Annotated in this window: 14 protein-coding genes; 5 read left to right on the plus strand and 9 right to left on the minus strand. The window is 71.9% G+C overall.

What is annotated here, in order from left to right; translation table 11 throughout:
• Window positions 1-42: 42 nt before the first annotated feature.
• From ACZ7EG_RS15725 to ACZ7EG_RS15740, 4 genes are all read right to left on the minus strand, one after another.
• Window positions 43-1,350 carry a phytase gene (locus ACZ7EG_RS15725; protein WP_471077898.1) on the minus strand — a complete coding sequence of 436 codons (1,308 nt, stop codon included), beginning with the start codon at window positions 1,348-1,350 and terminating at the stop codon, window positions 43-45.
• A 166-nt stretch (window positions 1,351-1,516) separates the two neighbouring features.
• A complete protein-coding gene (locus tag ACZ7EG_RS15730; RefSeq protein WP_471077901.1) occupies window positions 1,517-2,635 on the minus strand; it encodes an ADP-ribosylglycohydrolase family protein in 1,119 nt (372 codons plus the stop codon).
• A gap of 146 nt (window positions 2,636-2,781) precedes the next feature.
• Window positions 2,782-3,564, minus strand: coding sequence for a helix-turn-helix domain-containing protein (locus ACZ7EG_RS15735; RefSeq protein WP_471077904.1), 783 nt, complete (start codon window positions 3,562-3,564; stop codon window positions 2,782-2,784).
• A 138-nt stretch (window positions 3,565-3,702) separates the two neighbouring features.
• Entirely contained in the window at window positions 3,703-4,236 is a 534-nt protein-coding gene (locus ACZ7EG_RS15740; RefSeq protein WP_471077907.1) for an ATP-binding protein, read from the minus strand.
• 113 nt (window positions 4,237-4,349) lie between these two features.
• On the opposite strand from ACZ7EG_RS15740, the gene ACZ7EG_RS15745 reads away from it, so the two are divergent.
• Both ACZ7EG_RS15745 and ACZ7EG_RS15750 read left to right on the plus strand, forming a co-directional pair.
• On the plus strand, window positions 4,350-5,162 hold the full coding sequence (locus ACZ7EG_RS15745) for a helix-turn-helix domain-containing protein (protein WP_471077910.1): 813 nt from the start codon (window positions 4,350-4,352) through the stop codon (window positions 5,160-5,162).
• Window positions 5,159-5,353 carry a DUF397 domain-containing protein gene (locus ACZ7EG_RS15750; RefSeq protein ID WP_471077913.1) on the plus strand — a complete coding sequence of 65 codons (195 nt, stop codon included), beginning with the start codon at window positions 5,159-5,161 and terminating at the stop codon, window positions 5,351-5,353. Before ACZ7EG_RS15745 ends, ACZ7EG_RS15750 begins: the two co-directional genes overlap by 4 nt.
• Here the strand turns inward: ACZ7EG_RS15750 and ACZ7EG_RS15755 are convergent.
• Window positions 5,334-7,688 (minus strand): tetratricopeptide repeat protein, encoded by a 2,355-nt coding sequence (locus tag ACZ7EG_RS15755; protein ID WP_471077916.1) that lies wholly within the window; start codon window positions 7,686-7,688, stop codon window positions 5,334-5,336. The two genes, ACZ7EG_RS15750 and ACZ7EG_RS15755, sit on opposite strands and share 20 nt — an antisense overlap.
• A 90-nt stretch (window positions 7,689-7,778) precedes the next feature.
• Here ACZ7EG_RS15755 and ACZ7EG_RS15760 point away from each other — a divergent pair, with 90 nt between their 5' ends.
• Window positions 7,779-8,291, plus strand: a complete 513-nt coding sequence (locus ACZ7EG_RS15760) for a DUF2165 domain-containing protein (protein ID WP_471077919.1) — start codon at window positions 7,779-7,781, stop codon at window positions 8,289-8,291.
• A 96-nt stretch (window positions 8,292-8,387) separates the two neighbouring features.
• On the opposite strand, the gene ACZ7EG_RS15765 is transcribed toward ACZ7EG_RS15760, so the two are convergent.
• Both ACZ7EG_RS15765 and ACZ7EG_RS15770 read right to left on the minus strand, forming a co-directional pair.
• Complete coding sequence (locus tag ACZ7EG_RS15765; protein ID WP_471077922.1) at window positions 8,388-8,963, minus strand: GNAT family N-acetyltransferase; 576 nt, start codon at window positions 8,961-8,963, stop codon at window positions 8,388-8,390.
• 20 nt (window positions 8,964-8,983) lie between these two features.
• Window positions 8,984-9,604 (minus strand): TetR/AcrR family transcriptional regulator, encoded by a 621-nt coding sequence (locus ACZ7EG_RS15770; RefSeq protein WP_471077925.1) that lies wholly within the window; start codon window positions 9,602-9,604, stop codon window positions 8,984-8,986.
• 115 nt (window positions 9,605-9,719) lie between these two features.
• On the opposite strand from ACZ7EG_RS15770, the gene ACZ7EG_RS15775 reads away from it, so the two are divergent.
• A complete protein-coding gene (locus ACZ7EG_RS15775) occupies window positions 9,720-10,625 on the plus strand; it encodes an alpha/beta fold hydrolase (protein WP_471077928.1) in 906 nt (301 codons plus the stop codon).
• A gap of 133 nt (window positions 10,626-10,758) precedes the next feature.
• Here ACZ7EG_RS15775 and ACZ7EG_RS15780 read toward each other — a convergent pair whose 3' ends face one another.
• Complete coding sequence (locus tag ACZ7EG_RS15780; protein WP_471077931.1) at window positions 10,759-11,313, minus strand: hypothetical protein; 555 nt, start codon at window positions 11,311-11,313, stop codon at window positions 10,759-10,761.
• Between the two features lie 85 nt (window positions 11,314-11,398).
• Window positions 11,399-12,397: a glycosyltransferase family 2 protein gene (locus ACZ7EG_RS15785; protein WP_471077934.1), complete on the minus strand. Its 999-nt coding sequence runs from the start codon at window positions 12,395-12,397 to the stop codon at window positions 11,399-11,401.
• Window positions 12,398-12,520: 123 nt separating this feature from the next.
• On the opposite strand from ACZ7EG_RS15785, the gene ACZ7EG_RS15790 reads away from it, so the two are divergent.
• A complete protein-coding gene (locus tag ACZ7EG_RS15790) occupies window positions 12,521-12,991 on the plus strand; it encodes a GtrA family protein (protein WP_471077938.1) in 471 nt (156 codons plus the stop codon).
• Window positions 12,992-13,012 lie beyond the last annotated feature (21 nt).

A 13,012-nucleotide genomic window follows, 5' to 3' on the forward strand; every position in this document is an offset into this window, starting at 1 on the left:
CCGTACGCCCTCCGCCCGAACGGGCGGAGGGCGTACCGCTGTTCAGTCGTCCTCGTCCAGCGCGCCGGTGACCTTGCCCAGGTCGACGAACTTGAAGTCGGTGTTGTCGCGGACCTCTCCGTCCGCGTCCGTCTCGTCCGGGGTGTTGTGCCCGTCCTGCACCACGAGCAGGCCGTTCGGGTAGCGGGAGCCGAGGGGCGCGTTCAGCACGGCGGCGCCGTCGCACTCCTCGGAGCCGTCGACGGTGCCGGCCGTGATCCGGAAGCCGTTCTCGTACTCGTTGTCGTCGGAGACCTCGCGGTCGTACGCGGCGAAGGTGTCGTCGCCCTGGCTGGAGGCGAGCAGGTAGCCGTCGCCGTCACCCTCGTCGAGGATGGTCAGGCCCTCGACGTCGGCGGACAGGTGCGTGCCGCCGTAGCCGGGGTCGGCGCCCGCGACGCACTCCTCGGTCGCCTCGTCGTAGGTTGCGGGGACGCCGTACTCCCGCACCTTGTCGATCAGCTTCGGCTTGCCGCCGAGGTCGGCGGGCAGCCGCCAGATGCCGACGTCCTCCTGGCCGGCGTAGAGCACCTTGTTCGCCGGGTCCACGACCATGCCCTCGACCTGCGGGAGGTCGCCGGGGTCGGTGCAGGGGGTCCAGGACGTGCCGTTCGGGAGCGTGAAGGAGGCGGGCAGGTCGTAGGTGCGCACCTGCCGGTAGGTGACCGCTCCGCCGGGGGTCGTCTTCAGCTCCAGCAGGGCGAGCCGGGTGCGGCTGCGCCGGCTGACCACGGCGTAGGAGCGGCCGGTGGCCTTGTCCTTCCAGGTGGCGAGGCCGTAGGGGGTGGCCTGGTCGTTGACCTCGTCCTGGGTCTTGGAGAAGACCAGCGGGGCGTCGGGGGCGGTGACGTCGGTCAGCGGCCGGGCGGCGCCCGGGGTGATGCGGTAGATCCGCAGGTGGTCGCGGCCCCGGTCGGTGACGACGGCGACGTCGGCGCGGCCGGTCGGCAGCGGGAACCCGGAGATCAGGTCCACGTTGTTGAAGCGGCCCGGCTTGTCGTCGGGGGTGGGGGCGGGCGGTGCCGGGATGGACTGCACCTCCCTGCCGGCCAGGTCGTACACGCGCAGGCCGCCCTCCTTGGCGGTGGCGATCACCAGGCTGGCGTCGGGGTCGGCGGCGTTGCGCCAGATCGCCGGGTCGTCGGCGTCGGCGTTGCCGCCGGCGTCGTCGCCGTAGAGGGCCGGGGTCTCGGTGGTGGCGGTCACCTCCGCGAGCCCGGAGTCGGCGGCCCGGGCCGAGGTGGGCAGAACCGCCATGGCCGTCAGGGCCGCGGCGACCGCGGCCGTCTGTGTCCCGCGCAGGTTGCGCACAGTGCCTCCACGAAGGGGGATGAACGGACGAGACCCGGTGGAGCAGCCACGGGGAGGTGATCCCCGTGTCGGGCCGTGTGGATCCTGTGGACCGAAAGTGACGGAACGACCACAGTACGGTGACGTGCCCATGCCATGCGAGTGAGCAGTGGGAAGGAGCGGGCGGCTACGCGCCGCGCGGGTACCTGGCCAGCCAGCCCGGGGACGAGCCCGCCGGGCCGTGCAGCGCCGGGCCCTGGGTCATCTCCATGGCGAAGTCGTCGGCCAGTTCCAGGATCGTGGGACGGCCCTCCAGCTCGGCCAGCCAGGCCGGCGGCAGGGCCGTCTCGCCGTGCAGCGCGCCGAGCAACCCGCCGGTCAGGGCGCCGGTGGCGGCGGAGGGGCCGTCGTGGTTGACAGCGAGGCACAGCCCGTGGCGGACGTCGGCGGCGACCAGCGCGCAGTACACGGCGGCGGCGACGAGCCCCTCCGCGGTGCCCGCCCCGCTCAGCTCGGCGACCCGCTCGGGCCCGGGCATGCCCTGCCGCACGGCTCCCAGCGCGTACTGCAGCGCCTCCGCGACGGGCTGGTGCCCGGGGCGGGCGGCGAGCAGGGCGAAGGCGCGCTGCACCGCGCCGTCGACGCTCTCCCCGAGGGCCAGCCCGTGCACGATCACGGCGTAGGCGCCCGCCGCGAGGCAGGCCGTGGGATGGCCATGGGTCTGCGCCGCGCACTCCACCGCGAGCTGGGCGACGAGCTGGGGCTCCCACCCGACGAGCAGCCCGAACGGCGCGGACCTCGTGGCGGCCTCGGGTCCGGCCTCTCCCGGGTTCTTGGGCGCCTCCGGCGTCCCCATGGTGTCGTCGGCGAGCCCCAGGAGCAGGGCGCGGCTGGGGTCGCGGCGCGCGTACAGCCACTCCTCGCGCGCGAGCCAGCCGTCCTCCTTGCGGCGCTCGTCGGGCCCCCAGTCGCGCTGGGTGGCGGCCCAGCGCAGGTACGCCCGGTGCAGGTCGGTCGGCGGGTGCCAGGCGCCGGTGTCCCGTCTGACCTGGGCCCGGATCAGCCCGTCGACGGAGAAGAGGGTGAGCTGGGTGAGGTGCGTGACGGCGCCGCGTCTGCCGTAGGCGGGGGCCAGGTCCACCAGGCCCTCCGCCCCGTGCGCCTCCCGGATCCCGTCGATGGTCAGCCGGTCGACCGGCGTCCCCAGCGCGTCCCCGACGGCCACGCCGAGCAGCGTCCCGCGCACCCGGCTGCGGAAGTCCTGCTGCTCCGTACGGCCCCAGACGGCGCCGGCAGTCGCACCCACCTCGACCTCCCAGGGCACCGTCCATACGTACGACAGCTCGCCACTGTAATCGAACGGAACGGTGGGCTCAGGGGGGCGGGAAGGGCCGGGATCTCCCCTGGCAGCGTGTCGGCCCCCGCAGGCGGTCAGCCTGAGCCGCGTGCTCCTCACGCCGCCCTGTGCTCGCCGTCCCGGCAGTCGCGGCAGCGGCCGGGCTGTGCCGCGCGGAAGGCTCGATCACAGCCGTCGCAGGTCTGGAGAGGGTCCGGACGGACGAGGGGCGGGGAGGGGGGCGGGGCCGTGGGGAGCGGTGGGGGGAGGAGGGCGGTCAGGCGGTGGGACAGGAGGGCCGCCGGGTGCTGGATCGGCGCCGAGGGCAGGCCGGTCGTCAGGGTGCGTCGGACAGCCTCGGCGGGCACTCCCCGCTCCAGCCAGGCCGAGACCGCCGGGGCCAGGCGGTGTACGTCGCGCTCGCTGAGCAGCAGGCGGGAGTCGAGGGCGCGCAGGCCGGTGAGGACGTCACAGGCCGCCGAGCGGTCCGGCTTCGGAGCCGCTGAGCTGTCCGGACGAGCTGTGGCGGGTGCCGGGCGCGGTTCCGGGGCGGTCCAGGGCTTGTTGTACGACACCGTGCGGGTCACGACTCGGCCCGATTGAAGACGCTCCCTGGGGCGAGCGAGGTAACCGTGTGCCTCCAGTTCGCGCAGGGCCGCCGCGATACGGATCTCGCCCTCCGGGAACTTCGCCGACAGCGCCTTGATGCCGACCGGCGTTCCGGCGGGCAGCGACTGGATGTGGACCGCCAGGCCGATCGCCGTCAGCGACAGGTCCGGGTGCTGGGCGAGGTGGTTGCCGACGACCGTGAAGTGGTCGTCGTGGCGTTCCGTCACGTGCCGGACACCGGAAGTGCCGGACTGCGCGCACGAGGGCGCGCTAGGGTGCTGCTCAGTCATCGGGAAGCCTTCTCTTCCTTGGTGATCAGGCCCTCGCACTGGGATGCCAGTCCCGGCGGGGGCCGTATTCGTGTCTGGAGTTGTTGGCGCCGACGCTGCACCATCGACTGCCCGCCACGCCAGCCGAGTTGGTGATGTTCACCCCTGCGGGTGAGCCGCGGGGGCGGTGGGGGTGGGTGGGTTCTTTTCCCGGTTCTTTTGGTTCTTGGCGTCGGGACCGCCCGGGTCATGACGCACCGCGATCCGGCCGTGCGTCAGCGCCAGTTCGGCCCAGACGGTCTTGGCGCCGGCCGGTGCGTCCGCCACGCCCCAGCGGTCCGCGTACGCCTCGACGATGCGCAGGCCCCTGCCTCCTTCCGCGTCCTCCCGCACCGGGTCCGGGACACGCGGGACCCGGTCGCCCCGGGCGTCCGTGACCTCGATGCGGAGCGTGCCGTGGGTGTCCAGACCCAGCCTCACCCGGAAGTCCCTCCCCTGGACCCGTCCGTGCCGTACGGCGTTGGACGCCAGCTCCGCCACGACTTGCGCGGCGGCCTCGTAGGGCTCGCCCCAGGCGTCGAGTTGGCGTTCGGTGAGCAGCCGCGCCAGTCGCGCACCCCTTCGGGTCGCCGACAACTGAACGGCGAAGTGGCGGGTGTGCGTGGGGATCCGGGTGGGGGATTTCCGACTCATGTCACCCAGCGTGGTCGCCCGTCCCTACTCTGAACAGTGATGACCTCGGTACGGAGGGTGACTGTCCGGACGCGTGACGGGGTCGTACGGGTCGTACGTCAGGAGGGGAAGGCATGGAGGACGAGGAAGCGGCGGCCGTGCTCAGGACCGTCGGGCGGCAGATCAAGATGTGGCGCGAGGCGGCGGGACTGAAGCAGGCGGAGCTGGGGTCGGCCATCGGATACGGGGAGGAAATGGTGTCGTCCGTGGAACGGGCGCGCCGCATTCCCAAGCCGGATTTTCTCGACAAGGCGGATGAGGTACTCAACGCGGGCGGCAAGCTCGCCGCGATGAAGGAGGACGTGGAGAAGGCTCGGTATCCGAAGAAGGTGAGGGATCTGGCGAAGCTGGAGAACGAGGCCCTCGAACTCGGGGCCTACGACAACCACCAGATCCACGGGCTTCTCCAGACGCAGGAGTACGCCCAGGCGTTGTACGCCATGAGGCGACCGGCCTTCAGCGACGACGAGATCGAGCGGCACGTCGCCGCACGCATGGCGCGGAAGGCCGTGTTCGATCGCGTGCCGCGACCGCTCATCACCTTTGTCCAGGAAGAGACGACGCTGCGGAGGCCTGTCGGAGGCAGAATGGTGCTGCGTCGACAGCTCGAACACCTGTTGGAGGTAGCCGAGTTGCGGCACGTGTCGATCCAGGTCATGCCGACGGACCGGGAGGACCACGCGGGGATGGCAGGTCCGTTCCGGGTGCTGAAGCTGCACGAGGGCAAGACCCTGGGGCACTTCGAGGCCCAGCTGCACAATCGCGTGATCAGCGACCCACGGGACGCCCAGATCCTCGACATGCGCTATGGAATGATCCGGGCGCAGGCCCTCTCGCCCGAAGAGTCCCTGGCCTTCATCGGAAAAGTTCTGGGAGAAGTGACGTGACCACAGAGCTCGTCTGGTTCAAGAGCAGCTACAGCAGCAACGATGGCCCTGACTGCCTCGAAGCCGCGATATCCGACGCCTCCCACCCCGCCATCCACATCCGCGACTCCAAGAACAGGGACGGCGCCCGTCTGGGCTTCACCGACCGCGCCTGGGCCGAGTTCCTGGCCTTCACGGCAGGTCGTCGCTGAGTTCGCGGATCAGGGCCACATCGGCTTGGGCCTCCTCCGCCCGGCCCATGGACGTCAGGAGCTCCGCCCGGCGGCGCAGCGCCCAGACGTAGCCCGGGCGGAGTTCCACCGCCCGGTTCAGGTCGGCCAACGCCTCCGTATGACGGCCCAGCCGGGACAGGGACGCCCCCCGGCTCGCGTACGCGGAGGCGTATGCGGGGTCCAGGGTGAGCGCGACGTCCAGGTCGGTGACCGCCTCCTCGTCACGGCCGGCGGCCCGCAACGCGTCGCCGCGTTCGCAGCGGGCCCAGGGCCAGTCGGGGGCGAGGGCGAGCGCCCGGTCGAGATCGGCGAGTTGGCGTGTGCTGTCGCCCAGGGCGCGCCACACTCGCGCACGGCGTGCCAGGGCCCATGCGTAGTCCGGCTTGAGGTCCAGGGCCTGGTTCAGGTCGGCCAGGGCGGCGTCCGGGTCCCCGGCGCGTTCGTGCGTGGCGCCCCGGGAGGCCCAGGGGAACTCGTTGGCCGGGTCGAGGCGGATGGCCTCGGTCAGGTCGCGGATCGCCTCGCTGTCGTGCCGGGCGAGCCGGTGGTGTTCGCCGCGCAGGGCGGCGTACCAGGCGTTGCCCGGCTCCAGGGCGACGGCCCGGTCCAGGTCGGCGATCGCCGCGTCCAGGTCGCCCAGTTCTCCGCGCAGTAGTGCCCGGTTCCGGTGGGCGCGGGCCCGCGTCGGCGTGTCGAGTTCCGCGCCGCGCAGCAGGAGGCCGAGCGCGGCGGTGATGCCCTCCGCGTCGAGTGCCGTGGTGAGCCGGGAGCCCCACTCGGCCGCCGCCTCCGTGTCCGCGTCCTGGCCGGCGTCCAGCAGGACCCGTGCCCAGCGCGCGGCCACACCCGGGCCCGCGTCACAGGCGTGGACGACGTCGTGCAGCGCGCGCGGCAGCGCGTCCCGTTCCCCGGCGCACAGCAGGTGGTAGGTCTCGGCCAGCCGCAGGTCCCGCCACGCTTCCTCCCGCCACAGCTCGCCGGGCTCCCGGCCCGTCTCCGTCTCCTCGCGCCAGGTGCGGAACGTGCGGGCCAGCCGCCGGTGCCGGTCGGCCCAGCCGCGGGGCGACCGCCGCCTCTCCGCGCGCAGCATCGGAGCCCGTACGACGTCGTGGTAGCGCAGCCGCTGCCCGCCCCGGTCGGTGACGAACGGCATCCCGCGCAGCCACGCGTAGACGCTCTCCGCGTCGTCCTCGGGGCAGTCCGCCGCCGCCCGGAACACGTCCGCGTCGAGCCATCGGGGCAGCGCGCAGGCCAGTGCGGCGGCCCGCCGGACGGGATCGCGCTCCCAGCGCAGGAAGCGGTCGACGGCCGTGGCGCTCGGGTCGCCGACGTCGTCCGGGTCGGTGGGGCGGGACTCGGCGAGGGTGGAGACCAGGACGGGCAGGCCGCCCGTGAGGCGCAGGACCTCCCGGACGACCGGTTCGGCGGTCACACCCCTGCCCGCCAGCAGGCCGCGCGCCTCCGCCTCGGTGAAAGGGGCCAGGGGCACGTCCGTGACGAAGTCCCGCAGGCCGCCCCAGCGGGCCGGGTCCACGGGGCGCTGACCCGCCGTGACGACGACCACCGTCGCGGGCAGCGCGCCGTGGCGGTCGGTCGTCATCGTCTCGTGCAGCCAGGGGTCCAGATACGGGCCGGTGCGCTCGTAGGTGTCGAGGAAGAGGGCGATCCAGGGGACCGACCCGGCCGCCTCCGCGAGTTCGCGCAGGAGGACCGGTGTGAGCACCTGCTCCGGTGCGAGGACCAGCCGGGCGTCCTCGTGATCGCGCAGCCGGGACAGCATCCGCTCCCGCAACCGGTCCGCGCCCTCGGCGAGTTGGTCCGCGTCGAGCAGGCCCGCCAGCGGTCCGGCCACCGGGACCATGCCCAGGGCCACCATCCCTGCCCGGGCCGCCAGCCTCCCGCCCGCCGACGGGCCGTCCTCCTGCGCCGCCGGTACGGCGAGCGCGGCCAGTTCCGCCTCGTGCCGGCGCTCGCGGTGGGCGGCGAGGAGACGGTCCAGCTCCTTCATGCGGCGGCCCTGTGCCGCGAACTGCCGGCTGATCTCCGCCAGCACCTCCGGCAGGCTGCCGGCGCCGTCGTCGACCCGCGCGGTCAGCGCGCCCTGGTCCCGGGCGATCTGCTCCCACTCGCGCAGCAGGAAGGTCTTGCCGACGCCGGCGTTGCCGTGCACGTGGAAGCGGAAGCGGTGGCGTTCGTCGTCCGGCTCGGTGGCGAAGTTGGCCCGGAACAGGGCGCGTTCGGCGGACCTGCCGACGAAACCGGCCCGGGTCCGCCGCCGGATCAGCTCCTGCATCGACGGCCTCGCCTGCGCCATCCGCGCGTCCTCCTTCAACTCGCCCTGGAACGAAGGGCATCCGCCGTCATTCTGTCGCGTGCGCACCGGCACTTGGAGAGAATGATCGCCATGGCCACCTCCACAACCCCCCGCGGCGGTCTGTCTCTCGCCGCCACCCTGCTCACCGCGACCATCGCCCTCTACATGGCGCTCGTCGCCTTCGGAAACATCACCGACTTCGGCACCAACCAGCAGTTCGTCCGACACGTGCTGGCGATGGACACCACGTTCAAGGACGAGGACCTCATGTGGCGGGCCGTCACGAGCCAGGGGCTCCAGGACGCCGCCTACGTCGGGATCATCGTCTGGGAGACCCTCGCCGCGCTGGTCCTCATATACGGGAGCTGGCTGTGGGCCAGACGCGACGAGCAGCGCGCCCGGCAGCTGTCCACGTACGGGCTGCTGATGGTGATGCTGCTGTTCGGGGCCGGGTTCATCGCGATCGGCGGTGAGTGGTTCTCGATGTGGCAGTCGAAGAGCTGGAACGGGCTGGACGCCGCGACCCGGATCTTCCTGTTCAGCGGGGTCGTGCTGATCGTCAACCAGCTGTCGGCCCGGCGGTCGGAGACGCCCGCCTCCTGAGCGCCGACGCCGGCGGAACTCATTCGCAGTGACCGCGCCTCCGTGAGGGCTGCGCCTGGACGGTGAGGCGGCTCGACAGGGTGTACGCGCCGCCCTTCACCAGGGAGCTTCGTCTGGATCTCGGAGTCCTGGTGTGCGATCGCGCCCTTTTGTGGCCCTGTTCGCGCGTTGGGCACTGTAGATCCAGTCGAGGCCGTCACACCCCTCGGTGTCGAGATGCTGCGCTCGGCTGAGCCCGGCGCGTATCGCCACGCGTTGAGAAGCAACGTTGGCTGGTCGAACGCGGGCGATCAGCGGGAGGCCGGGCAGGTGACGGGATGCCCAGGTGACTACCGCGCCTGCGGCTTCACCGGCGAAGCCTTGGCCCCAGGCCGAGGTGGCGAAACGGTAGAAGAGGTTCAGGACCGGGGCCCCGTGCAGTTCCATGGGCTTGATCCCGCAGAATCCGAGCTGCTGAGCTGAGCCGTGGTGCCGGACAACCCAGTACCCATATCCGCGCTCCTGCCACTGGTCGTCCCAACGCCGGTAGAGGGCCTCTGCATCCTCGAACCGGGCGAGCGCGTCGGACGGGTTGTGGGCACAGGTCTCAGGATCACGGTGGACGGCGAAGATCGCGTCGACATCGGCTGCGGTCGGGCGCCTCAGCAGCAGCCGGGCGGTCTTCAGCTCCACGGCTGCCGGGCTCCGGTCACTCATGCCAGGACCGCGTCCCCGGTGCGGAAAATTCGGTTCAGGTGGTGACCCAGGATCGTGGTCGCGGACTCCGGGCTGCGCTGGCCGACGAGGACGCTGGTGCCGAGTCCCGCAGACATGGCAAGCAGGCCGGCTGCCACCAACCGTGCGTCCACACCAGGCACAAGGAGTGCTGCTTCTTGCGCCTGCCGGAGGAGTTCGGTCAGGGCGTCTTCGGCGGCGTCAGGGTTCCTGATGAAGGGCTGGGCCGCGAGCGCCGGGTCGTTCACGGCCAGAACCGCGTATGAAGTGTAGAGGTGGTGGAAGACGCGGCTCTCGTCGTCTGTCGGCAGCGCCGCCATCAGCAGCGCCTCGACCATCGCGCGCGGACCTGGACTGTCCCCGGCGGCCTGTACACGGGCGGCGACTCGCTCCCCGAATCTCTCCGCCAGAAGCTCGAGCCCGAAGAGCAGCAACTTTTCCTTGGTCTGGAAGTAGTACTGCACCAGCCGCAGCGATACGCCCGCCTCCGCTGCCACATCGCGCATCCCGACGGCATGCAGCCCGCGTCGGCCGGCGACCCGGACGAGGGCCTCGGCGATCTCGGTCCTCCGCTCTGCGTGGTCTACGCGCTTGGGCATCGGCCGGTTCTCCGCTCGTCGTTCCTGCTGGGGCTCCCATGGAGGCCTTTGATGATACAGCCGTACCACTGACGTGGTACGTTCGTATCACAAAACCGAAGTGCCGGAGGTGGCCATGCCCGAGACCGCTGCCCGAACCCAGGCCGATGTCGGCCGTTATGTGAGTGACGCCTGGAGGGAGCGCTACTTCACGGCCTGCGACGCGGTCTACGCACTCGGGGCGCCCGCGCTCTCGGAAGAGGACGTGGAGACGTCCTTCGGCACCACGCACGTATACCGCTATGGCGCCGCGAACCAGGCTGCCCGCACCCCCGTCGTCCTGGTGCACGGGGCGGGCTCCTGCTCCGCCATGTGGTACCCGAACACCCCCGCCCTCAGCGCAGACCGCCCGGTCTATGCGATCGACACCCCGGGCGATCCGGGCCGCAGCGTCCAGCGCGAACCCATCCACCAGCCCGAACGTGCGGCGCAGTGGCTGGATGAGACGCTCGCCGGGCTCGGACTCGACCGCGTCCACCTCGTCGGCTCCTCCTACGGTGGCTGGCTTGCCCTGAACCAGGCGCACCGCAGGCCCGGCCGCCTCGCCTCGGTCACTCTGCTCGACCCCGGCGGCCTGGAGAAGGTAGGGCTGCGTTTCTTCGTCTGGATCTTCGCCAGCCTCTTCGCGACCTTCGCGCCCAAGGCGCTCCGCCCGCGACTGGCGGCCTGGCTCGAACAGCCGGTCCTCGTCGTGCCGGAACTGCGCGCGATGATCCGAACGGCGGTTCGCGCCTACCGCATACGTCGCCCGGCGCCGCTTCCCCTGTCCGAGGAGGAGCTGTCCACCATCCGGACTCCGCTCTATCTGGTACTCGGCAAGCGAAGCCTCCTCGTGCACCCCCAGCGGCAGGCGGAGCGCGTGCCGCGCCTGGTCCCCGGCGCCCGAGCCGAGATCATCTCCAGCACGGGCCACGGGCCGCAGATCGACCATGCGGAGGAGATCAACCGCAGGATGCTGAACTTCATGGCCTCCGTCGACTGACCGGGCCTTCTCCTGCGTCTCACCCATGACCCCAGTTCCGGGTGACGGTCATGCAGCTCAGGTACAGCTTCCGCCTGTAGGCGGAGCAACGATCGAGAAGGCCGGATCCTCGGGCCTCAGCCCGCGGTGCGCGTCACTTGACCACGGTCACGGTCGTGCCGACCGTGCCGAACGTCCACAGGGCCGTGCCGTCCGCCTTCCGCATCCTGACTCCGCCCGTCGCGGTGCCGGAGGCGGCGGGCGGCGGTGAGGCCCCGTCGACCGCGTTGGAGAAGGCGACCGAGACGCCGGACTTCGCGGCGAAGTACAGGATGTGCTCGATCTGGACGCCGTCCGAGCCGGTCGTGGCCGGGTTGCGCGAGGACACCGTGTAGCTGCCCGGGTCGGGGCTGACCGAGCCCGGCCAGACGGTGAACGTCCGGCGGGTCGCCTCGCTCGCGTCGACCAGCCAGACCCGCTTCTCGCCGAGGGAGTAGACGATGCGGCGGCCGGTGCCGGAGCCGTCGGGCACCCGCGCGGGGACGGACGCCGTCGGGGTGGGCTGCGCCGAGGCCGTGGCCTTCGGCTTGGCCGAGGCGGCCGTGGGGTGCGTGCCCTGGTCCGCCTGCACGCCCAGGACCGTCACCGCGGCTATCGCTCCCACGGTCAGCCCGGTCACCCAGGCCCACGAAGGAAGTCGGGCAGGCACCGGCACGCATCTCCTCAGTCACGGGACCCCGCGTCGGAGCGGGGCTCCGATCATCGTACTGCGCGCCCGCCGCCCCTCGGCTCCCTCAGGCGCCCCCGGCGGTCTTGCGGACCGGGACCGGGCCCGTGCCGGCGCCGCGGGCGGTGTAGCGGGGGGTGCGCACCGGGGCCGGGTAGGAGAGGTGCACCAGCCGGGTCTGCTCCTGGCGCATGTGCATCAGCGATTCGAGGATGTAGCCCACGAGCAGCACGAGCGCCGCGATGGTCATGATCGCGGCGGCGAGGATCGCCGTGGGGACCCGGGGCACGGTGCCGGTCTCGACGAAGTCGGCGATGACGGGGATGCCGAGGATGACGGAGATCAGGGCGAGGACGCCCGCGAGCACGGTGTGGACCAGCGAGGGACGCTCGCGCCGGGCCAGGTCGAGGATGACCCGCAGGATGCGCCAGCCGTCCCGGTAGGTGCGCAGCTTGCTCTCGCCGCCCGCGGGCCGGACCCGGTAGTCGGTGAGGACCTCCGCGGTGGGCAGCCGCAGGTGCAGCGCGTGGATCGTCATCTCGGTCTCGGTCTCGAACTCCCGGGCCAGCGCCGGGAAGGACTTCACGAAGCGCCGCGAGAAGACCCGGTAGCCGCTGAGCATGTCGGTCACGTCGTTGCCGAACAGCGACCGCACGGCCCCGGTGAGCAGCTTGTTGCCGACCGCGTGACCGGCCCGGTAGGCCCCGTCGACCGTCACCCGGCGGGCGCCGACGACCTGGTCGTACGGTCCCTCGAAGAGCAGGTCCACCAGGTCGCGGGCGCGGGAGGCGTCGTAGGTGTCGTCGCCGTCGATGATGAGCAGCGCGTCGGCGTCGACGTCGGCGAAGGCGCGGCGGATGACGTTGCCCTTGCCCTTGCGGGTCTCCTCCCGGACGATCGCGCCGGCGGCCCGGGCGACCTCCACGGTCCGGTCGGTGGAGGCGTTGTCGTACACGTAGACGACGGCCTCGGGCAGGGCCGCGCGCAGGTCGCGGACCACCTTGCCGACGGCTGCCTCCTCGTTGTGGCACGGCACGACACACGCGATCGTCGGTTCCACGACCACTCCTCACTCGACCGGTTGGTCACACAGTCAGCACCTCATACATCAGCACCTCATACAGTCGGACATAGTGCGATATGAGCGCGCCTGACCGGATGGCACACGCCGGGTGGTTACGCTCACCGTGTGCCGGTCCTCGACTCTGTGACGCTGCGTGCGCGTGACGCCATCAAGGGCATCTGGCGCGAGGCCGCGAAGTTCGGCGTCGTCGGGATCCTGGCCTTCGTCGTCGACAACGGCGGCTACAACCTGCTCGTCTTCGGTCTGCCCGGCGGCGCCGAGGGCGGGGTGATGCGAACCGCCCCCGTGCAGGCCTCCGTCGTCGCGACGACCGCCGCCGCGCTGTTCAGCTGGGTCGGGAACCGCCACTGGACCTACCGCGGCCGGCACCGCGCGAAGGTGACCCACGAGCTGGCGCTGTTCCTCGTCGCGAACGGGGTCGGGCTCGCCATCACCGCGGGCACGGTCTTCGCCTCCCGGCAGCTGCTCGGACTCGACTCGGCGCTCAGCGACAACACCGCCCGCATCCTCGGCTGGATCCTCGCGACCCTGTTCCGCTTCTACGCGTACCGGCGCTACGTCTTCGTCGCACCCTGACCGGCCTGCGCCCACCGACCC

Source organism: Streptomyces sp. NPDC037100 (assembly GCF_055606225.1).